The sequence below is a fragment of the Paenibacillus sp. FSL W8-0187 genome (genome assembly GCF_037969755.1).
Lineage (GTDB): Bacteria > Bacillota > Bacilli > Paenibacillales > Paenibacillaceae > Paenibacillus_AQ.
In genome coordinates, this window is record NZ_CP150206.1 from 194,849 (window position 1) to 213,659 (window position 18,811).

The following is an 18,811-nucleotide window of genomic DNA, read 5'->3' on the forward strand; positions in this document are numbered from 1 at the left end:
CCTTGGATTCGAAATTCATAGAAAGGAGGGAGTGACGCGATGATTACCACCGTTGTTTTTGATTTGGACGGGACGCTGCTTGACCGCGACACGTCATTGGTACATTTCGTTCAAGATCAGTATGATCGTCTAGCGCTCCATGGAGGTTTAGTTGTGGGCAGAGATGAGTACGTAAGACGGTTTGTCGAGCTTGATCGTAGAGGTTATGTATGGAAGGATGAGGTGTATCGGCAGCTAACCAAGGAGTTTGCGCTCCCCGTGGGTTGGGAAGCTCTGCTGCGGGATTACATGTCGGGGTTTCAACAACATTGCGTCGGTTTCCCCCATTTGCATGAAATGTTAGCTTACTTGAGGAGTAAAGGGATAAAGCTCGGACTGATCTCCAATGGGTACGGCGATTTTCAATACAGCAATATCAGGGGACTTGGCATTGAGCCTTATTTTGATATTATCGCGTTTTCGGAGTGGGAAGGTTTACGTAAGCCGGATCCTAGGATTTTTCTCCATACATTACATCGGCTTGAATCAAAGGCCGAAGAATCGATCTATGTTGGAGACCATCCGGACAATGACGTAACCGCAAGCCGGCGTATCGGCATGAAGGGCATCTGGAAGCGGGATCCCTATTATGATCAGGACTTCGCCAAGGATGGGGAGATTACCGATTTGCTTGAGATTATCGATTATTTGAAAAATTGAACAACCATTTCATTCTTTTACTCGTTATCATTTATATAAGCCGAATCGAGATAACCGGTTGTTCTGCGTGAGGAGGGTGTCCCCGTGAATCGAAATAAAACCATGACCTTTATAGGCAAGGGTGAGAAGTGGAAAGCGACTTATGCTATTACCCATCAGGATAAGGTCAATACGAAGTTTACCGTGTTTCAGGATTCGCTTGGCGGAAAGTTGAAGCTGCAGTACTTAGGAAAGGAACTCCTCGACCATGGCAAGGTAGACTATCGGCTAGAAGATATGACGGGCCACTCCATGGAGGGCAGAATTGTCGTGGGGATCGATCATGCTGCCATGAAGGAAACCAAGGGGAAGCTGGATTTTGAGCATCTGCTCGATATGATGAACCCAAACAAGGTTCTAACCCTAAAGATTGAGTGGAACGGGCACCGTGAAGAGTTTACGCTGGAGCTTCCCCGGAAGATCGGCTTTGGAAAAGTGGTCCGTAAGCGGAAGGAATAGCGGGACTTCATGGAAGCAGGACAGGGGCCGACTCTCCCATCATCACTTACGCGTAAGGCGGGTATGACAACCATATTACTCCAATGATATTGCATCAAATGCTTTTTTTTGCATATGGTGATCCTGCCCACACTGCTGGTGTGGGTTATTCGGTTTTCGGTTTTGGAGTATAGCTATAACCCCCAGGTTAACAGCAGGGCCGATTATGACGCGGGGGTGCCTTTTTTAAACGCATTTTAAACGAAGGAATCCCCGTCATTTAAACTTGATCCTGTAACCTATAAGTAGAACATCACAGAGGGAGTGAACGAAAGCATGCTGGAATCCTACCTGTTTCCAATATCTTATGCATTTTTAACCTTTCCCATAGCGGCTTTGCTGTGCGCAGTTCCCTTTCTGATTGTGCAGTATCGCAAATATGGTTATTTTAATAAATTCCGGGGATTTCTGCTGTATTTATTTCTGCTCTACATGATGAACGCAGTGTATCTGGTGCTCCTTCCTTTGCCTGCCTCGCGGCATAATGCTCCAATGAATGTTGCCTCGGTCATGCAGTGGATTCCTCTGAACTTTATCCAAGACATATTGAAGGAGACCAAGGTGGTATGGGGCGAGCCTTCGACTTACATGCATCTATTCAAGGAAAGAGCCTTCTTGCAGGTCGTATTTAACGTATTTCTCGTGGTTCCGTTCGGCATGTTCCTGCGTTATTATGCTCGGGCATCTTGGGTTACGTGTTTGGTGGCCTCATTCGGATTATCGCTGTTCTTTGAGGTGACCCAGGTGACCGGTATTTACGGCATCTATGATCACCCTTACCGGTTGTTTGATGTGGATGATCTGCTGTTGAATACCATGGGTGGAATGATCGGATTCGTGCTCGCGGATTGGATGAAAAATCACCTGCCTCGCCTCGATCGGCTGGATGAGAAGGTGGATCTGTCGCAGAAACGGGTCAGTTATACGCGCCGGGCGATCGCTTTCGGTATTGATGCAGGGGTCGTGCTGCCGATGATTGGCGTGTTGACGGTGCTGAATGTGAAGGGTGCGTATTTTATTGTCGTGATTTTATATCATATCGTGCTGCCGTATATGATGCAGGGACAGACGCTGGGCAAGTGGATTGTCCGGGTCCAGATTCGTGGAGCAGAGGAACATCTGAAGTTGAAGGAAGTGATCATCCGTAACGGACTGCTGTATGTGGTCTGGGGTGGATTTCATGCCTTGCTTATTCCCGTTAATATTTTGGGTTCGCAAATCCTGGCTGCCATGTATGCGCTGGGGGTATTGCTTCTGGATGGTGTTGTGTTTATCCATGTGCTGTTATGTCTCATCTATCGTGATCGAGTGCTGCTGCATGAAGCCAAGAGCGGAACGAGGCTGGCTATCGTAGAGAATAAACCATTAAATAAGACTGATTAATGTTGGTTACCACAGGGTTTATTATTTGTTATAATGTGGAAAACGGGTTCGTCGAGGGGGAGATACAACTGAAAGGCAAAATCCTCTCCATTTCCGCAATCATCGTAGGGTTGCTGTTTATTTCCAACCAACATCTGGGCTATTCATTCGGAGATGATCTGTTCCGCTGGGCAGGGATCTCACCATGGACTCAGGAAGGTAATTATGGTCTTCATCTGCCTGTTATAGCAGGTCTTATTTTGTTGGTAGCTGGCATCCTATGGGTGGCACGGATTTATCGTCCACGTTATCCGAAGATTATGAGCCGATTATTAATCGGCTGTATCGCATGGATCGTTATTTTTCCATTTATATCAGAGTTTGTTATGTATGTGGTGAATTATAATTCGAGCGGAATATCTACCGTGTCCTATTCCAGGAAAGACAGCAAGTGTGATTATCGCACAGAGAACGATGCTATTCGGGCGCACTGCCAGCTTCATATTTACAGCTATGGTAACGAGCAGCAGGTTATAGTACGGCCGTTAAGCGTTGATATTGGCGGGAGGATGGTTGATTTCGAGTCTAAGGAGGTTACGGTTCGGCCACGAGGTCGGATACAGATTAGCGAAACCTTTGAGGGTTTCTTGGAACAGCCTGACTCTTCCTACAGTATGTCGGGGGGAACCAACGAGCCGGGCATCGAGCTGATCGTGGATGGCAGAAGCAAACAGGTGAAATAGCCATCCGGTTCTTCAGAATAATGACTCTGAATTGTGGGGTTAACCATGGTCGATATTCATCGTGCGGGTCGGCTTATGAAAATACCGCTGATCACGCTGCTGTTGCTGGTGATGTGTTCATCGCCAGCTGCAGTTGCTTCCTGGGCATACTCATTTGTCGTCAATGATGGGAAGGTTTTTGTCGTGTCAGAGAACCGCGTGGATGAGTCCACGCTTGGAGACGTGGTGGGGAAGGTCACCTACCATACGGATCAGGAAGGGACCTACGGCGGCAACTTCTCTAATATTTACCCAAAGGGAACGAAATACTATGCCATCCAAGGAATCGCTCCTGAATCCGCCATCGCGGTTGAGACGCAGGAAGGTTATGTCATGGCTCGTTATGAGGGTGAGTATGGCGGATCCCGTGTTCCGTGGGAAGTCATCAAGAATTGGATTGCGGCGGGGCTGATCCTGCTAGTCGTTGTGTGGGTGGCGGCCGTTGTTCGAAAGAAGCGGGCAAGTGGCTCATATAGGCGCTAGCTGCTTCGGGAGCTAAGCAGACTTATTCACGATGTGCAATAACAGCCGGTATTCTTTGAGCATGCTCATTGGACACCGGCTTGTTATATTCATGTATCATTGCGGATTGCAGGTTGACCTATGGAGGATTTATATTTGCTACAATAGAAAATAGAACTAGAAACCGATACGATAAGGAGACAGCTCATGAAACCGATACGAAACTCGGCCAAGGCCGTTATTATGCGGAATCATCAAATCCTTCTAACGAAAAACGTAGACCATTTGGGGGATTTCTATCTGTTCCCAGGCGGTGGACAAGAAAAGGGGGAAACCTTGGTGCAGGCGGTGATCAGAGAGTGCCAGGAGGAAATCGGGCGTAAGGTGGAAGTTCGTGATCTCCTGCATGTCCGTGAATACATAGGGTCCAATCATGAATTTGCGGAATGGGATTCCGATGTGCACCAAGTGGAGTTTTATTTTGAGTGCAGCTTGGCGGATGCAGGGGATAGCTTTCTTGGCCATAACCCGGATGAATACCAGGTGGGTGTGGAATGGATCGATCTGTCCGCATTGGATGAGATTCGAGTATACCCTCGATCCCTGGTCAAGCCACTTCAGGATAAGGCTGCACACCCCGTAGTTTGCTATGTTGGCGATACGAACTGATTTTATCTACAGAAAATCTTGAAGTTTGTGGTCAAAAATTCAATGGGATGATGGAGGATGCCGAATATGGATCAATGGGAATACAAAACGCTGAAATACAAAACCGGAGGATTCCTTGGAGGCAAGGTGAACGAAGAGGAATTTGAGGATTTATTAAACAGTTACGGAATTGACGGCTGGGAATTGATCTCGTGCTTTGATACGAGTGTGCATCAAGGCCAGTCCAGAGACATCATTGCCGTAATGAAGCGAAGAGCTTATCTGGGGTGAGGGATAAATAAAGGGGAGACGATATTATGATCATTCGCGAGACAGAGGATGCTTTTGTGATGACGGCCCAGGACGACCATGGCCGATTCTCGGGCGATGTAGCCCGGGGCTTCCGGCGAGAGCTGTTTATGGATGAGTCTGTATTGAAAGAAGTACTGCTGGCTATAACCGAGCATGACCGCGCTTGGCTTCGGATGGATGACACGCCGATCTGGAATGACGAGAGCCGGACTCCATACACTTTTATCGATTATCCGGTCCTGCCGAAAATGCTAATGTATACAAAGGGTGTTGATGAGATCGAAGCGATGAGTCCTTATGCAGGGTATCTCTGCAGCCTTCATTTTGCGTCATTTATGAAAGAGGCGACGGAAGCGCCGCTGGTGGAATTCTACCATGAGGAGTTGGCTCGGCAAAAACGACTAAGTGATCAGTTTCAATTTCCCGATGAAGATGTCGTTAACAGACAGTTTGGCCTGCTGCAGCTGTGCGATGATATCTCGCTCTATGTAAACATGAATGCACCTGGTGTTTCCAAGGATCAGGAGCATCCTTGGTTCAAAGAGGGCTTCGATATGTCGATCGATGGGGAAAGGGTCATAGCGGCCTGGGCAAGCGAGCATGAGATTCGATTGCGACCGTTTCTGTTCGAACAGGCATGGTCGGCTTCGGTGAAGTGGAAATATGTGCTGAAGGCGAAGATTGATGAACTTGGAGTGGCCAAGGCATTTGATGGTGCGGCGTGGACGGAGCAGACGGTTACTTTTGTACCGTAAGTTCATTCATATAAACGATCATACTTCATCAGCAAAAATATGATATGATCACCACAGTAGGCTGCAGACTGGATAGATTTGATTCTGTAGGAATGTAGAGGATGAACAATGAAGAAAAAGGAATTTTTGATCGTTGCGCTGCTTAATTTTTTGGCTGCGATAGCGTTCTTGGTGGTCGTTTTCATTACGGATCGAAGCTCTTGGCAATGGGGATTTGGAATCGTTTCACTGTTGTTTGCGATTGGTGGAGTAGGGAATTTGGTATTGCATGCCAAGAACAAGTAAAACCTCCTTCGCAGGGCTATCACGATAAGATTCACTTTGTAAGGTAGGAGGATTATGATTTTGATGGAATGGAAGAACCTTTATCGGGGTGTGCTGATGGGAGTCAGTGACCTAATTCCAGGTATAAGCGGCGGCACTATTGCTGTCGTGCTGGGTATCTATGATCGTTTGCTGGCGGCTATCAGTGGATTTTTCAGCAGGGAATGGAAGAAGCAGCTGGGCTTTTTGATTCCACTTGGCGTTGGAATTGGAGCAGCTCTATTGTTGCTGAGCCGCGTGATTGAATACCTGCTGGCAAGCTATTATGAGCCTACCCAGTTTTTCTTTACAGGATTGATTTTAGGGGTGTTGCCTCTTATTCTGCGTAAAGCGGAGGCGAGAACCAAATTCAAAGCCGTGCATGTGGTCGTGTTGATTGTGGCAGCCGGTTTATTGGCTTCGACGGCCTTTCTCAGAACGGATGCCACATCCGATCCGATAACCGTCCTGACCTGGTCCAACGGGATCGGACTGTTCTTATCCGGCTGGTTGGCCAGCATGGCGATGCTGCTGCCTGGCATTAGCGGGTCGTTTGTACTTCTCCTTCTGGGTGTGTATTCTACTGCCATTTCAGCTCTATCCTCATTAAATTTAGGGATTATAGCTGTTATTGGGGCGGGAGTGGTGATTGGCTTCGTGGTTAGCAGCCGGTTGATTCGGTACCTGCTGGACCGTTTCCCACATATGACGTATGCCGTTATTATTGGATTGATATTAGGATCTATTGTTATCGTGTTTCCGGGTATTCCATCCGGAACGGGTATGATGGCTACCAGTATAGGAACCTTGCTGCTGGGGCTGATCGTAGCGGTGTTCATGGGTAGAAAAGAATAAGAATGAAATATAAAACAGGGAGCCGAGGCTTCCTGTTTTTAGGTTGCACTGAGCAACTTTGCTCTGAAGGAGCGAAGGGGTGAGATGGCATATGAATGATTTATGCCTTTACTTGTTATCGCATTTATGTGACAATATTCACAAATGGTTTAACATTAAAAAAGTATTCATGAATAGGATCCGTGAGGATTCCGTTCATAAGATATGTTAAATGATAAAGCAATGCATAGATGTCGATGTTGTCTTTCCAAGTAAAGGAGCGTTATTCATGAGGAATAATGGGATTTGTGTCAGCTGCGGCGGCGAGGTATACCCTGCCTCTAACAGATGCGCTCAATGCGGAATGCTGCAGACGTCCGGTCCAACCAAGCACACATTCATGCTGCAGGTCGCTTCGATGATTGGGGCCGGCTTGCTTATTTTTGCGGTCCCGGTGATCCTGCTGCTGATGTGGAGACATTAGGGTAGAAGCGAATATACATTTTACAATCCCCCCACATAAAGACTGTGATCGAAGCGTTCATCAAGTGATGAAATTCGACATGGTTGGCAGGAAGGGGTTTTTGTGCTTGGAGCAGCGAAAGACCTAAATGGGCTTCCCCCTGGAGCTTCAACCGGCATTCCGGACATAAGGGGGAATATTTTATTATACTGGTTGTGTACCGAGACCCTCATCCAGAATGATGTTAAAATACCCCTAATCAGATAAAGGGTGGGATTCGTGATGATACATAAAATGAAGGAATTTGCTGCTGGCATTCGTTTTTCGGGAGCTGTGCTCGTAACAGATGAAAATGACAACGTCGTATGGGATGGTGCCTTCGGTTATTCCAACCGGGCCGATCACATCCCGAATCAAACAGACACCAGGTTTGGCATTGCCTCAGGCTGTAAGCTGTTCACCGCTATTGCGGTTTGTCAGCTTATCGAACAGGGCAAGCTGTCGCTGGACAGCAAGCTAAGCGATTGTTTGGATATCCCACTGCCTAATTTTAGCCCGGAGATTACCGTTTTTCATTTGTTGAGCCACAGCTCGGGTATTCCGGATTATTTTGATGAAGAGGTCATGGATGATTTTGAGGATCTGTGGAAAACGGTTCCCATGTATACACTCCGGAACGGAAGGGACTTTCTACCGCTATTCCAGAGTGAACGAATGAAATTTCAGCCCGGCGAGAGATTTCATTATAACAATGCAGGCTTTGTATTACTCGGTCTGATCGTTGAACAACATGCTGGAATACCGTTTCGCGACTATGTCCAGCAGTTTGTATTTGAGCCGTGCGGCATGCAGGATTCGGGATATTTCCCGCTGGATCGTCTGCCCGCGAATACGGCTTACGGGTATATTGATGAGGAAGACGGCACGTGGAGAACGAACCAGTATGCTATCCCGATTCAGGGTTATGCCGATGGCGGGGCGTATGTGACGGCATCGGACATGATCAAGTTATGGAGGTCGCTTATGAACAATACGCTGCTCACCGCATCCATGACGGAGAAGCTGCTGGCTTCACATAACTTGAATTATGGGCTTGGCGTGTGGATTACCAAGAAAAATGAGGATGTGTTTAAATACCATGTCATGGGCTATGATCCGGGTGTGAATTTTCGGTCTGCTTATTACCCGGCCACCGGTCATACCCTTGTAGTGGCTTCCAATGCCGGTGGTGGCGCTTTTGAAATGATGCAGTTTATCGAGGAAGAATGGTTGAAGTGATCATAATCTACATGAAACAGCCCCGGGCCTTAAATAGGCCAGGGGTTGTTGTTCTGTTGATCCCAAATCAAGCGGGTGCTGAGTTGACTTACGATTCAGCTTTGAAGTACCGATTCGCCGCGGGTCTGAACATAAATATCAAGGCCGCAACAACGGCGATCATATGAAGGGTACGGCTGGAGGCAAATAGTATGGAAATATTGTCTGCTTGAGCAAAGGCGTCCCTAAGGGAACCGCCTGTAATGAGCCATTTGATAGGGTCAATGATTAGGGAGAGAGTGCCAAACCCGCCTAAAAACAAAGCTAATGCGATACGCGCCCAATTCTTTCCCCGAAGCATTCTGATCATGATGTAGACAAGGACAGCGAACATCGTCGTTCGTGCGGCAACTTGAATGAGAATACCGACAATTCCAGCACTCGTTAGGCTGGATATCGAATCGATGACAGCCAGGATCATTTCAAATACCCCTGCACCGATAGCAATTATCCATAACAGAAAGGACTGGAACACCTCAAGGGGGGCAGCATCCTTTTTCAAGATCCATCATTCCTTTCGAGCTAGAGTGATCCAATAACTCGTTGTTAGGGGAAACAATATTAAGCGATGGTGCGTCTGACCGTGAACCACCAGCCTCCTGCAAGCAGAACGAGGGAGATGATCAGCGTGAGTCCGAGTCCTTGCAGCAGCGAATCGTTGAAGAGAAGGGCCAGCAAGCCATCAGCCAGCGTATGCCGGAGTGAAGGAATGGATGTAAAGATAGGGATTGCCGCAATAAATACCACCCAGACCACCCAGCCCATTACATGACGCAGACCGGAAAACAGCAGATTCAGTAATGAAATAAGAAGCAGGTAAACACCGAATTGATAGAAGAACATGCCAACGATGCCAAATTGATTCCATCCAAAGATTTCAAGGATGTTGAAGGTATCCTCATATTGTCGTATAAATCCGTTCTCCACCTGAAGCCAGATGATATTGAGGACAGCAAAGATGGCGGACCATATGGAGTAAACCAGAAGCATACCAATATAATATTCTTTTCGTGTAGCTCCTAAATTCATTACCCGCCGGAACAAGCCTGCCGGGAGCACACTGCCTACAAATATCAGGAACACGGTGAGGATGTTAGCCGCAGACACCTGCGTATTCTCCGAACTGTCTCCAAGAGACAGGCTTATGATCACATTTGCAATCAAACTAATCGCAACGGTGCCGAGCATCACCAAGAGATAAGGTCGAAGCTGAAGAAATGAAGCCCTCATGAGTGCGGTGGTCTTATTCAATGGATTGCCCTCCTTCGATTAAATAGGAGAAAAACTTTTGCAGTGGTAAACCGTCAATAGCAATACCAAGCTTGTTGGCTTGTGAACGGTCTGCCTCATGAATGGCTCCATATATCGCGGTTAAGGAACCTTTACCGTAAGATTCTTTATATATCACGTGACGATCCTTCGTAAATTGTTCGATTTGTTCCTGGTTCCCTGTCAACAGATGAGAATTGGCGCGGATATGGTCAACATCGTCATGCAATAACATAGCGCCGGAATCCATGATATAGACTCTCTCAACGACGGTTGCGATCTCATCAATCAGATGGGTCGAGAGCAGGATGGTCCGGGGATGATTGGCATAATCCTCAACCAGAACGCGATAAAATCTCTCTCGCATGAGCACATCCAATCCCAGCACCGGTTCATCAAATACGGTGATCGGGGCCCGGCTAGCCAAACCGATGATGTTTCCGACCAGGGATTCCATTCCCCGTGAAAGCTGGCGGATTTTTTTGTCCGGGTTTAGCTTGAATGTCTTTAGCAGGCTCTGGGCATAGTCCCAGTCCCAGTCCTCGTGAAAGGCCGATGCCAAGCGCAGCACTTCAATCACCTTGGCACCGCCGAAGAACAAATTTTTCTCTCTTACGTAGCAAATTCCCTTTGGGGTTTCTCCACTCTTAAGCGTTACCCCCGAAACCTGAATACTGCCATAGTCGGGAAAAGATCCGCCGGTCATCATATTAAGCAGTGTGGTCTTTCCGGCGCCATTGCGGCCCAGCAAGCCGTAGATCGTATTCTCTTCCAGCTGGAGCTCCAGATTTCGGACCGCTTCCGTACGCCCGTAACTCTTGCTCAGGTTGGAACAGGTAAGTATTGCGTTCATCCTGCTCATCTCCTATCTCTTTTGTTTGATCATTTCAATAACATCCTCGGTGGTCAATTCAAGCTTTTCTGCCTCATCAAGCAGCTTCAATACGAGTTCGTTGTAAAACCGATCCTGTCGCTTGGTCAATATGATCTGTTTGGCATCTGCAGCAACAAACATGCCCAGCCCCCTTTTCTTGTACAAAATCCCTTCATTGACAAGTAGGGCAATGCCTTTTACAGCTGTTGCGGGATTGACCTGAAAAGTACTCGCGAACTGCGACATTGAGATAATCTGATCATCCGCTTGGTATGTCCCGTTCAATATGTCATCTTCAATCATATCTGCGATTTGCTGAAAAATCGGCTGTCCTTCGTCAAACCTGGAATTCATGATATCACCCTGTCGGTATGTTAGTCTTGTAACATACTATAATGCCTGATGGAAGGATGTGTCAATCAAAAAGAAAAAAACAGACCCAAATGGGCCTGTTTGTGCTGTGAAATACAAAGGACCCCGTCTCTTCAAGACGAGGGTAAGGGGTGTGATCAAGCTGCAAGGAATGCTATATCCAGCCCTTCTCTTCGGCCATCGAGATGGCCTCAATCCGGTTCTTGGCACTGAGCTTGCTTAAAATCTCAGACATATAGTTGCGGACAGTCCCATAGGACAAGTGAAGCTTCGACGCAATTTCATTGGAGCTGTTGCCGTCTGCAGCCAACCGCAGCACTTCCCGTTCGCGTTCGGTCAGCGGATTGGCACCTGCACCTGAAAGCGTACCGAATACGAGCTCAGGGGAGACCTCCCGCCGCCCATCCATTACCCGGCGGATGGCTTCTGCCAGCCGTTCACTGGGCTCGTCCTTAAGCAGGTATCCCTGAACTCCCGCCTGCACGGCCCGCTCGAAATAACCGGGTCTAGCAAAGGTCGTAAGTATGATGACTCGGCTGGCATAACCACGCAGCTTAACTTCCTCCGCTACTTCGAGACCGCTGCGCGCAGGCATTTCGATATCGAGCAGGCATACATCGGGTTGATGCAAGCCAATCAGGGATAGAGCTTCATCGCCGTCGCCGGCTTGACCAATCACATCAATATCGTCTTCAAAATCAAGCAAGGAAGCCAGAGCGCCTCGCAGCATTCGTTGATCCTCGGCGATCAGCACTTTGATGCTCATGGGTTGTGTCCTCCTTCCGGTTCTTGATGATGATCGGAACACGAATTTCTATTATCGTGCCTTGCTGGTCGGAGCTGGCCTCTACGGTGCCCCCGATAAGGGAAAGCCGCTCCACCATGCCTTTCAGGCCATTACTGTTGGATGAAGAAGATGAATCTTCTTCTTTGCATTGAAGACCAACTCCATTGTCGGCCACCTCAAGACGCCACTCATTGTCAAGCGACTCGAGGGCAATCCGGCACTGGCTTGCCTGACTATGCTTCACCACATTGGTCACGGCTTCCCGCAAGCAGAGGCTCAGAATATTGTGGGCCAGGTCGGATATTCCCTCCAGCTTCGGGTTACCGGTGCAGATAAACCGGATATCGGCACTCTCCAGAATGATCTGGGCCTCTACCAATTCCTCGGGCAAGGTGGCGGTCCGCATATCGGACACCAGCTCACGTACTTGGCGCAGCGCGGCACGAGAGGTGTTCTGAATCTCCCGGGCTTCCAATTGGGCCTTCTCTGGATTCTTCATTGCCAGCTTCTCGACAAGCTGGCTCTTCAACGTGATGAGGGAGAGGGTATGGCCTAAGGTGTCATGAAGATCCCTGGCGATACGCATCCGCTCTTCGCCTTTAATCAGATTGCGAATCTGCTCGTTAGCCTGCGCGAGCTCCTTCTCCAACTCCTGCCGCCGGTTCAATGAGCGGATACCGAAGGGTGAAAATAGCATGATGAGAAAGAAAGGAATCATAAATACCAGATCCCTCCAGCCCAGCAAGCTCGCATTTTTGATTAAAGGAACGGTCTCGATGATGCCGAACAATACGAGGGAGATCGTGAAATTACGCCGATCGGTATACCAGCCGATGAAATTGGCCGTAAAGAAGCCCATGTACATGTAGGTTGGGTGGTACCACATGCAGAGAATGAAAATGATGGACATCTGAACGCCCAGCCACGCAAAGAAACGAGGGGTTCCCGCGGCGAAGTAGAGCTGGCGGTACGTGACGAGAAACAAGGCAATAAGCGTAAAGCCGATCCCCATCTTCCATCCTTGTTCGCTCATCATGTTGATCACGGGCAGGCATATATAAATGAGCCATAAATAGGGGAAAAGCCCCAATTGCGTTGGAAACACCTCAAACCCTGCAGATTTCGCGTCGTTCAATTTTTTCATGAAGCCATCATCCTATCCCCTTAATCGGCTTGTTGTTTTTTCCGAATATAGGTGGATAGTAACATAAATACTACCAAATATCCTGCCAAAACCATGAAATTATCCAAGCCCGGCGCTTCTCCGCGCACGATCGACCAGGCACCTCCGCCAAAATGGTAGGAGGGCATCCACTTGCCGATAGCTTGCATGATAGAAGGCATCGCCTCGATCGGGAACCACATCCCGCCCGTTACGGCCAGGCCTAAGTAGATGCCGTTGCTGACGCCACTTGCTGTATCGACCCGTTTCATGGAGCCAATCAGGGTGCCGATAGCCAGGAACGGGACGGACGCGATCAGAATCCACAATCCGCTGAGCAGCCATTGTCCGAGGGTGAGGGAGACGCCGTTAATCAGGTAGCCGGCTACGAATATCACGATGATACAGAGCAGATGCATGACTGTCTGCACAAACATTTTGCCAAAGAAATACACGCTGCCGGGAAGTGGCGTTACCCGCATATATACAGCCCAGCCCTGGACTCGCTCTTGCACGAGGCGAATGCCGAGCGACATGATGGCGGTGCCCATGACACTGAAGGATGCCATCGACATCAGATAATGCGCCTGCCATTGTCCCGTATCGGCGGCCCCCGTATTCACGACCCGGGTAAAGATGAAATAGAACAGAATCGGCATAGCGAGCGACCAGAAAATATAATACGGATTGCGCACCATCCGGAGCAGCTCCATCTTGCACTGTATAGCCAGCAGTTTCCAGGTTGTCATGATTATACGGCCTCCCCTTGATTCATCGTTAATTGCTCAAATGCTTCATCCAGGCTTCCTTGATCGATGCGGATATCACGTACGGCCAGCCCGGCCCGAAACAGAACTGCTAGTGCCGTGTCCGTATTATCCGTTACGGCGTTCAGCCGACCGTTCAGTTCATATACATCCGTTACGCCGGGGACCTCATGAAGCAGCTCCTTGACCTGCTGGTGATCCGCATCGACGATAAAGGAGAGCGACCTTCGGGTCAGCTTAGCCTTAATAGCTTCTGGCGTGCCGTCTGCAGCAACCTGACCCTGGTGGAACAGCAGAATGCGGTCAGCCATATCGTCCGCCTCTTGCAGGTAGTGGGTGGTGAACAGAATCGTCTTGCCCTGATCGGCAAGCTTGCGTACCGTCTGCCAGAATAACCGGCGTGCCGATGTATCCAGGCCGACCGTTGGTTCATCGAAGAATAACAGCTCGGGGTTCCCCGCAATCGCCAGTGCAAAGCTGAGCTTGCGTTTTTGGCCTCCGGACATTTTGATAGCCCATTTGTTAAGTTCCTCTGTTGTGAGCCCGCTAAGCAGGGCGATGTCTGGAAGCGCCAGCGCATTCGGATAATAGCCGCGAATGAGATTGATGATTTCACGCGTGCGGAGCCCGTCCATGACGCTCACCTCTTGAAGCATGGCGCCGATCTTCTCGCGGACCTTCAAGTCCTTCGGGCTTTGACCGAACAAGAGGACCTCGCCTTCGCTGGCGTCTTTAAGACCAAGCATCATGGAGATGGCGGTTGATTTACCTGCTCCGTTTGGCCCGAGAATGGCCGTGATAGATCCTTTTTCTATAGTAAACGACACTTGGTTGACTGCTTTTTTGCTTCCGAACATTTTGGTTACCTGCCGTAGTTCCGCAATAGGTTCATGGATTGGTTTTGACATGGTATCGCTCCTTTCGTAATCGAAATGATCTGAATTCATCATACGAAAGCGAGGGAATGCCCGTTAGTAAAGGATGTCATCACTTCGGAGTGACATTTGTCATGTGCGAACTGCTAAAGATTAGAGGAGGTTTGATTATGAACAAATAAGGGCGGTTTCAAGCTTAGTTGTATGCGCTTACATACGCGCGATTAAAGGACTGCTTACGGCTTTCTGTTACGTTGTCTTCTCTTGACCGCAGGAGTGCCTTCAATTATAGTGGGTACAGTAGGAGCAATCTATAATATAGAAGGAAAAAGGTGGCTTGAAACATGTCTGAGAACATCTACGTCGGTGTCGATCTGGGCGGAACAGCAATTAAAGTTGGAATTTGCAATGAAGAAGGGCATCTTCTGCATAAGTATGAGGGGCCGACGGAAACAGCCAAAGGCGTTGACACGGTTATTGACAACATTGAGAAATATGTGCGTCACATTGTAGAAGAATCGCCATACAGCTGGGATCAACTTGCTGGCGTGGGAGCTGGATTCGCCGGATTTACGAATATTCGTGAAGGCATCATAATTTTGGCACCGAATGTAGGATTTAAAGATGTACCGATTCGCGCACTGCTTGAAGAGCGTCTCGGCAAGCCCGTCAAAATAGACAACGACGCCAATGTAGCTGCATTGGGTGAAGCTTGGAGCGGCTCAGGCCGCGGCGTTGAGAACTGCGTATGCTATACATTGGGTACCGGTGTCGGCGGAGGCATTATTATTAACGGCAAAATTTATCAGGGGTTTGGCGGCATGGCTGGCGAGCTTGGACATATCTCGGTTGTGCCGGACTTGGAAGCGATTCAATGCGGATGCGGTGAAATGGGCTGTCTCGAGACGGTTTCGTCGGCAACCGGCATTATCCGCATGGCGAAGGATGCCGTAGAGCGTGGCGACCGTACTTCCCTTGCCCATGTAGAGAGCATTGCGGCGAAGGAAGTGTTTGACGCTGCAAAGGCAGGCGATGAAGTTGCCGTTCGGATCGTGAATCGCGCAGCTTATTACCTGGGCAAATCCATGGCTGCCGTTGCGGCCGTGTTGAATCCCGAAGCCTTTATTATCGGCGGCGGCGTATCCAAAGCCGGCGACATTCTGTTTAATGAAGTTCGTGCTGTATTTGCGAAGCTGACACCAGAGCCGCTTCAACGAGGTGTACGCATCGTTCCGGCTGAGCTCGGCAATGATGCCGGCGTTGTAGGCGCTGCTGGTCTGCATTTGCGTTCGTAGTCATTAATCACCATACATCGTCTGATCTAAACTTATAAGGGAGGGAAAGCTGATGCTGGAAGCAGCCAACCGCGGCAGCAACACATCATCCATGGCCACCCTGATCATCATCACCGGGATGTCGGGAGCAGGTAAGACCTTGGCCGTACAAAGTCTGGAGGATCTTGGATTCTTTTGCGTCGATAACCTGCCTCCGGTGCTCATTCCCAAATTCGCGGAGCTGATCGAACAATCCAAGGGGAAGATCGGCAAGGTTGCATTGGTCATCGACCTGCGTGGCCGCGAATTTTTCACGGCTCTATCAGAGTCTCTGAGTTACATCAAGGATCACTTTACCATCCATTGCGAGATTCTGTTCCTGGATGCAACGGATTCCGTGCTTGTTCAACGCTATAAGGAAAGCCGTCGTCGCCATCCCCTCGCTCCGGAAGGCATGCCGCTTGACGGTATAAGGTTGGAGCGCAAAATGCTGGATGAGCTGAAGAATTCGGCCACTCAGGTGATCGATACCAGCAATATGAAGCCTGTGCGATTGAAGGAGAAGATTATCTCACGCTTCACACATCTGGAGAGCAGCACGTTATCGGTAAATATTACATCCTTTGGGTTTAAATACGGTATTCCGATTGACGCTGATCTGGTGTTTGATGTGCGCTTTCTGCCCAACCCGCACTATATTGAGCAGCTGCGTCCAAATACCGGCCAGAACAGTGATGTATATGAATATGTGATGAAATGGCCGGAGACACAGGCTTTCTTAACCAAACTGCTCGATATGCTGCATTTCTTGATCCCGCAGTATCGGAAGGAAGGAAAAAGCCAGGTTATTATCGGCATTGGCTGTACCGGCGGGAAGCATCGCTCCGTTGCGATAGCGGAATACCTTGGCAAAATGCTGGGCGTTAGCGAAACGGAGACGGTATCGGTGAGTCACCGTGATTCTGATCGGGATCGGCATTAATTAAGGGAAGTGATAAATGTGGCTGTGCAAGCTAAAAAGCGTCCCCGTATCGTGGTGATGGGTGGAGGAACCGGGCTGTCCGTCATGCTGCGGGGACTCAAGGAAAAGCCGCTTGATATTACGGCCATCGTTACCGTCGCTGATGATGGGGGAAGCTCCGGCATACTGCGTAGCGAATTGCAGATGCCGCCCCCGGGAGATATTCGAAATGTACTTACAGCGCTTGCCGATGTGGAGCCGCTGTTATCCGATATATTGAAATACCGTTTTAAGAATGGCTCGGGACTGGCCGGGCACAGCCTCGGCAATTTAATCTTGGCTGCCATGACGGATTTGCACGGTGATTTTGTCACGGCAGTCAAGGAGATGAGCCGGGTTTTTGTTGTTCGTGGACAAGTGCTGCCTGCGGCGGGTGAAGCTGTTATTTTGCATGCGGAGATGGAGGACGGTTCCATTGTGACCGGTGAATCCAAAATCCCGGAGGCTGGACAGCGCATTAAGCGGATCTTTCTGGAGCCGGAGCATGTCGAGCCGCTGCCGGAGGCGCTGGAGGCAATTCAGCAGGCCGATGCAATTCTGATCGGTCCGGGAAGCCTGTATACCAGTATTTTGCCCAATTTGCTTGTTCCCAAGCTTGCTGAGGCTATCGTATCCTCTGAGGCGATCAAAATGTTCGTGTGCAATGTGATGACGCAGCCTGGAGAAACCGATAATTATACAGTCAGTGATCATTTGCAGGCCGTTTACGACCATATTGGTCTTCATCTGTTCGATTATGTTATTGTAAATGATGGAGAAATCCCGCCTCAGGTTCAGGATAAGTACGCCCAGAAGGGTGCTAAGCCCGTGTTCCTGGATCGTGATGAGGTGACGAGCAGAGGGTACAAACTCATTGCAGATAAGCTTGTGCTATTTAGAACATACTTAAGGCATGACGCTGACAAGCTGAGCAACCATATTTTTCAGCTGGTACAGGATTGGATTACACGAAAGGGGTGAGTACCTTGTCCTTTGCGGCACAGACGAAGAAAGAACTGACAATGATCGAAAGCCAGAACTGCTGTGAAAAAGCCGAGCTGTCCGCGCTCATTCGGATGAATGGTTCTGTTCAACTTTCGAACAAAAAGGTAATCCTGGATATTTCAACGGAAAATGCCGCGATTGCAAGACGTATTTATTCCTTAATTAAGAGGCATTTCCAGGCGCATACTGAACTTTTGGTGCGTAAAAAAATGCGTTTGAAGAAGAATAACGTATATATCGTTCGTATTCCCGCCCAGGTTCAGGAGATACTTAAAGAACTGTGCATCGTTTCCGAAGGCTTTCTGTTTCAATCGCGGATTGATAAACAAATCGTTCGCAAAAATTGCTGTAAACGCGCCTATTTGCGCGGTGCCTTTATGGCTGGCGGATCCGTGAACAATCCGGAGGGGTCTTCGTACCATCTCGAAATTGCCTCAATGTATGAAGAGCACTGCCAGTCCCTGGTGGATCTGGCGAATGAATTTCATCTGAACGCACGTTGTATCGAGCGGAAGAAAGGATTTATCTTCTACATTAAGGAAGGCGAGAAAATTATCGAATTCCTTAATCTAATCGGTGCCCACCAGGCATTGTTCAAGTTCGAGGATGTTCGTATTATGCGGGACATGCGTAACTCGGTAAACCGGATCGTGAACTGCGAGACCGCCAACCTGAACAAAACGATCGGCGCTGCCGTCCGTCAAATTGAGAACATCAAGCTGCTCCAAAAGGAAATGGGTCTTGAGAATTTGCCTGATAAACTTCGGGAAGTGGCGGAAATAAGGCTAGCTCATCCGGACATGAATCTCAAGGAAGTCGGCGAGCTTCTTAAAGGAACCGTCAGCAAATCCGGCGTCAATCACCGTCTGCGCAAAATCGACGAATTGGCCGAAAAGATTCGGAATGGGTAAGAATTTTTTCTTCTAGTGTCCTGTATGGTAAAATGGTATAA

The 18,811-nt window shown here is 48.8% G+C and carries 24 protein-coding genes; 16 read left to right on the forward strand and 8 right to left on the reverse strand.

Annotation, left to right across the window (positions count from 1 at the left end):
• The first annotated feature begins 39 nt into the window (after positions 1-39).
• The 12 genes from MKY48_RS00940 to MKY48_RS00995 all read left to right on the forward strand — a co-directional run bounded on the left by MKY48_RS00940 (position 40) and on the right by MKY48_RS00995 (position 8,435).
• Positions 40-699: an HAD family hydrolase gene (locus MKY48_RS00940; protein WP_339269347.1), complete on the forward strand. Its 660-nt coding sequence runs from the start codon at positions 40-42 to the stop codon at positions 697-699.
• Between the two features lie 84 nt (positions 700-783).
• Complete coding sequence (locus tag MKY48_RS00945) at positions 784-1,197, forward strand: hypothetical protein (protein ID WP_076326161.1); 414 nt, start codon at positions 784-786, stop codon at positions 1,195-1,197.
• Between the two features lie 315 nt (positions 1,198-1,512).
• Positions 1,513-2,619, forward strand: a complete 1,107-nt coding sequence (locus tag MKY48_RS00950) for a VanZ family protein (protein WP_339269349.1) — start codon at positions 1,513-1,515, stop codon at positions 2,617-2,619.
• Complete coding sequence (locus MKY48_RS00955) at positions 2,619-3,341, forward strand: hypothetical protein (protein ID WP_339292100.1); 723 nt, start codon at positions 2,619-2,621, stop codon at positions 3,339-3,341. Before MKY48_RS00950 ends, MKY48_RS00955 begins: the two co-directional genes overlap by 1 nt.
• A 45-nt stretch (positions 3,342-3,386) precedes the next feature.
• On the forward strand, positions 3,387-3,863 hold the full coding sequence (locus MKY48_RS00960) for a hypothetical protein (protein ID WP_339269352.1): 477 nt from the start codon (positions 3,387-3,389) through the stop codon (positions 3,861-3,863).
• Positions 3,864-4,049: 186 nt separating this feature from the next.
• Positions 4,050-4,511, forward strand: coding sequence for an NUDIX domain-containing protein (locus MKY48_RS00965; protein ID WP_076326164.1), 462 nt, complete (start codon positions 4,050-4,052; stop codon positions 4,509-4,511).
• Between the two features lie 66 nt (positions 4,512-4,577).
• Positions 4,578-4,781: a DUF4177 domain-containing protein gene (locus tag MKY48_RS00970; protein ID WP_006207549.1), complete on the forward strand. Its 204-nt coding sequence runs from the start codon at positions 4,578-4,580 to the stop codon at positions 4,779-4,781.
• Between the two features lie 26 nt (positions 4,782-4,807).
• Positions 4,808-5,557: a DUF3891 family protein gene (locus MKY48_RS00975; protein WP_076326166.1), complete on the forward strand. Its 750-nt coding sequence runs from the start codon at positions 4,808-4,810 to the stop codon at positions 5,555-5,557.
• A gap of 108 nt (positions 5,558-5,665) precedes the next feature.
• Positions 5,666-5,842 carry a hypothetical protein gene (locus tag MKY48_RS00980; protein WP_009595674.1) on the forward strand — a complete coding sequence of 59 codons (177 nt, stop codon included), beginning with the start codon at positions 5,666-5,668 and terminating at the stop codon, positions 5,840-5,842.
• 63 nt (positions 5,843-5,905) lie between these two features.
• On the forward strand, positions 5,906-6,715 hold the full coding sequence (locus MKY48_RS00985) for a DUF368 domain-containing protein (RefSeq protein ID WP_076326167.1): 810 nt from the start codon (positions 5,906-5,908) through the stop codon (positions 6,713-6,715).
• 268 nt (positions 6,716-6,983) lie between these two features.
• Positions 6,984-7,178 (forward strand): hypothetical protein, encoded by a 195-nt coding sequence (locus MKY48_RS00990; protein WP_098741325.1) that lies wholly within the window; start codon positions 6,984-6,986, stop codon positions 7,176-7,178.
• 261 nt (positions 7,179-7,439) lie between these two features.
• Positions 7,440-8,435 (forward strand): serine hydrolase domain-containing protein, encoded by a 996-nt coding sequence (locus MKY48_RS00995; RefSeq protein ID WP_339269356.1) that lies wholly within the window; start codon positions 7,440-7,442, stop codon positions 8,433-8,435.
• Between the two features lie 88 nt (positions 8,436-8,523).
• On the opposite strand, the gene MKY48_RS01000 is transcribed toward MKY48_RS00995, so the two are convergent.
• The 8 genes from MKY48_RS01000 to MKY48_RS01035 all read right to left on the reverse strand — a co-directional run bounded on the left by MKY48_RS01000 (position 8,524) and on the right by MKY48_RS01035 (position 14,613).
• Positions 8,524-8,976 (reverse strand): hypothetical protein, encoded by a 453-nt coding sequence (locus MKY48_RS01000; RefSeq protein ID WP_076326170.1) that lies wholly within the window; start codon positions 8,974-8,976, stop codon positions 8,524-8,526.
• Between the two features lie 59 nt (positions 8,977-9,035).
• Positions 9,036-9,725, reverse strand: coding sequence for a hypothetical protein (locus tag MKY48_RS01005; RefSeq protein WP_339269359.1), 690 nt, complete (start codon positions 9,723-9,725; stop codon positions 9,036-9,038).
• Positions 9,718-10,596: an ABC transporter ATP-binding protein gene (locus MKY48_RS01010; RefSeq protein ID WP_339269361.1), complete on the reverse strand. Its 879-nt coding sequence runs from the start codon at positions 10,594-10,596 to the stop codon at positions 9,718-9,720. The genes MKY48_RS01005 and MKY48_RS01010 overlap by 8 nt, the downstream gene beginning before the upstream one ends.
• 12 nt (positions 10,597-10,608) lie before the next feature.
• Complete coding sequence (locus MKY48_RS01015) at positions 10,609-10,971, reverse strand: GntR family transcriptional regulator (protein ID WP_076326172.1); 363 nt, start codon at positions 10,969-10,971, stop codon at positions 10,609-10,611.
• Positions 10,972-11,143: 172 nt separating this feature from the next.
• Positions 11,144-11,755 carry a response regulator transcription factor gene (locus MKY48_RS01020; RefSeq protein ID WP_339269364.1) on the reverse strand — a complete coding sequence of 204 codons (612 nt, stop codon included), beginning with the start codon at positions 11,753-11,755 and terminating at the stop codon, positions 11,144-11,146.
• On the reverse strand, positions 11,688-12,920 hold the full coding sequence (locus tag MKY48_RS01025; RefSeq protein WP_339269366.1) for a sensor histidine kinase: 1,233 nt from the start codon (positions 12,918-12,920) through the stop codon (positions 11,688-11,690). Before MKY48_RS01025 ends, MKY48_RS01020 begins: the two co-directional genes overlap by 68 nt.
• A gap of 20 nt (positions 12,921-12,940) precedes the next feature.
• A complete protein-coding gene (locus MKY48_RS01030; protein ID WP_339269368.1) occupies positions 12,941-13,687 on the reverse strand; it encodes an ABC transporter permease in 747 nt (248 codons plus the stop codon).
• 2 nt (positions 13,688-13,689) lie between these two features.
• Positions 13,690-14,613: an ABC transporter ATP-binding protein gene (locus tag MKY48_RS01035; protein WP_339269370.1), complete on the reverse strand. Its 924-nt coding sequence runs from the start codon at positions 14,611-14,613 to the stop codon at positions 13,690-13,692.
• 311 nt (positions 14,614-14,924) lie between these two features.
• Between MKY48_RS01035 and MKY48_RS01040 the strand changes: the two genes are divergently transcribed.
• Genes MKY48_RS01040 through whiA form a run of 4 tightly spaced genes read left to right on the forward strand, consistent with a single transcriptional unit; the run spans position 14,925 to position 18,770 of the window.
• The gene (locus MKY48_RS01040; RefSeq protein ID WP_076326177.1) at positions 14,925-15,875 is read left to right on the forward strand and encodes an ROK family glucokinase; all 951 of its coding nucleotides are present in this window, start codon (positions 14,925-14,927) and stop codon (positions 15,873-15,875) included.
• Positions 15,876-15,927: 52 nt separating this feature from the next.
• On the forward strand, positions 15,928-16,836 hold the full coding sequence (gene rapZ / locus MKY48_RS01045) for an RNase adapter RapZ (protein ID WP_076326178.1): 909 nt from the start codon (positions 15,928-15,930) through the stop codon (positions 16,834-16,836).
• A 57-nt stretch (positions 16,837-16,893) separates the two neighbouring features.
• The gene (locus MKY48_RS01050) at positions 16,894-17,835 is read left to right on the forward strand and encodes a YvcK family protein (RefSeq protein ID WP_174819264.1); all 942 of its coding nucleotides are present in this window, start codon (positions 16,894-16,896) and stop codon (positions 17,833-17,835) included.
• Positions 17,836-17,840: 5 nt separating this feature from the next.
• The gene (whiA, locus tag MKY48_RS01055; RefSeq protein ID WP_076326180.1) at positions 17,841-18,770 is read left to right on the forward strand and encodes a DNA-binding protein WhiA; all 930 of its coding nucleotides are present in this window, start codon (positions 17,841-17,843) and stop codon (positions 18,768-18,770) included.
• The last annotated feature ends 41 nt before the right edge of the window (positions 18,771-18,811 follow it).

What these genes read in the sequence shown, in the direction of transcription:
- MKY48_RS00940 (WP_339269347.1), top strand. Translation starts at nt 40, where the DNA reads ATGATTACCACCGTTGTTTTTGATTTGGACGGGACGCTGCTTGACCGC.
- MKY48_RS00950 (WP_339269349.1), top strand. Translation starts at nt 1,513, where the DNA reads ATGCTGGAATCCTACCTGTTTCCAATATCTTATGCATTTTTAACCTTT.
- MKY48_RS00955 (WP_339292100.1), top strand. Translation starts at nt 2,619, where the DNA reads ATGTTGGTTACCACAGGGTTTATTATTTGTTATAATGTGGAAAACGGG.
- MKY48_RS00960 (WP_339269352.1), top strand. Translation starts at nt 3,387, where the DNA reads ATGGTCGATATTCATCGTGCGGGTCGGCTTATGAAAATACCGCTGATC.
- MKY48_RS00965 (WP_076326164.1), top strand. Translation starts at nt 4,050, where the DNA reads ATGAAACCGATACGAAACTCGGCCAAGGCCGTTATTATGCGGAATCAT.
- MKY48_RS00970 (WP_006207549.1), top strand. Translation starts at nt 4,578, where the DNA reads ATGGATCAATGGGAATACAAAACGCTGAAATACAAAACCGGAGGATTC.
- MKY48_RS00975 (WP_076326166.1), top strand. Translation starts at nt 4,808, where the DNA reads ATGATCATTCGCGAGACAGAGGATGCTTTTGTGATGACGGCCCAGGAC.
- MKY48_RS00980 (WP_009595674.1), top strand. Translation starts at nt 5,666, where the DNA reads ATGAAGAAAAAGGAATTTTTGATCGTTGCGCTGCTTAATTTTTTGGCT.
- MKY48_RS00985 (WP_076326167.1), top strand. Translation starts at nt 5,906, where the DNA reads ATGGAATGGAAGAACCTTTATCGGGGTGTGCTGATGGGAGTCAGTGAC.
- MKY48_RS00990 (WP_098741325.1), top strand. Translation starts at nt 6,984, where the DNA reads ATGAGGAATAATGGGATTTGTGTCAGCTGCGGCGGCGAGGTATACCCT.
- MKY48_RS00995 (WP_339269356.1), top strand. Translation starts at nt 7,440, where the DNA reads ATGATACATAAAATGAAGGAATTTGCTGCTGGCATTCGTTTTTCGGGA.
- MKY48_RS01010 (WP_339269361.1), bottom strand. Translation starts at nt 10,596, where the DNA reads ATGAACGCAATACTTACCTGTTCCAACCTGAGCAAGAGTTACGGGCGT.
- MKY48_RS01015 (WP_076326172.1), bottom strand. Translation starts at nt 10,971, where the DNA reads ATGAATTCCAGGTTTGACGAAGGACAGCCGATTTTTCAGCAAATCGCA.
- MKY48_RS01020 (WP_339269364.1), bottom strand. Translation starts at nt 11,755, where the DNA reads ATGAGCATCAAAGTGCTGATCGCCGAGGATCAACGAATGCTGCGAGGC.
- MKY48_RS01025 (WP_339269366.1), bottom strand. Translation starts at nt 12,920, where the DNA reads ATGAAAAAATTGAACGACGCGAAATCTGCAGGGTTTGAGGTGTTTCCA.
- MKY48_RS01030 (WP_339269368.1), bottom strand. Translation starts at nt 13,687, where the DNA reads ATGACAACCTGGAAACTGCTGGCTATACAGTGCAAGATGGAGCTGCTC.
- MKY48_RS01035 (WP_339269370.1), bottom strand. Translation starts at nt 14,613, where the DNA reads ATGTCAAAACCAATCCATGAACCTATTGCGGAACTACGGCAGGTAACC.
- MKY48_RS01040 (WP_076326177.1), top strand. Translation starts at nt 14,925, where the DNA reads ATGTCTGAGAACATCTACGTCGGTGTCGATCTGGGCGGAACAGCAATT.
- rapZ (WP_076326178.1), top strand. Translation starts at nt 15,928, where the DNA reads ATGCTGGAAGCAGCCAACCGCGGCAGCAACACATCATCCATGGCCACC.
- MKY48_RS01050 (WP_174819264.1), top strand. Translation starts at nt 16,894, where the DNA reads ATGGGTGGAGGAACCGGGCTGTCCGTCATGCTGCGGGGACTCAAGGAA.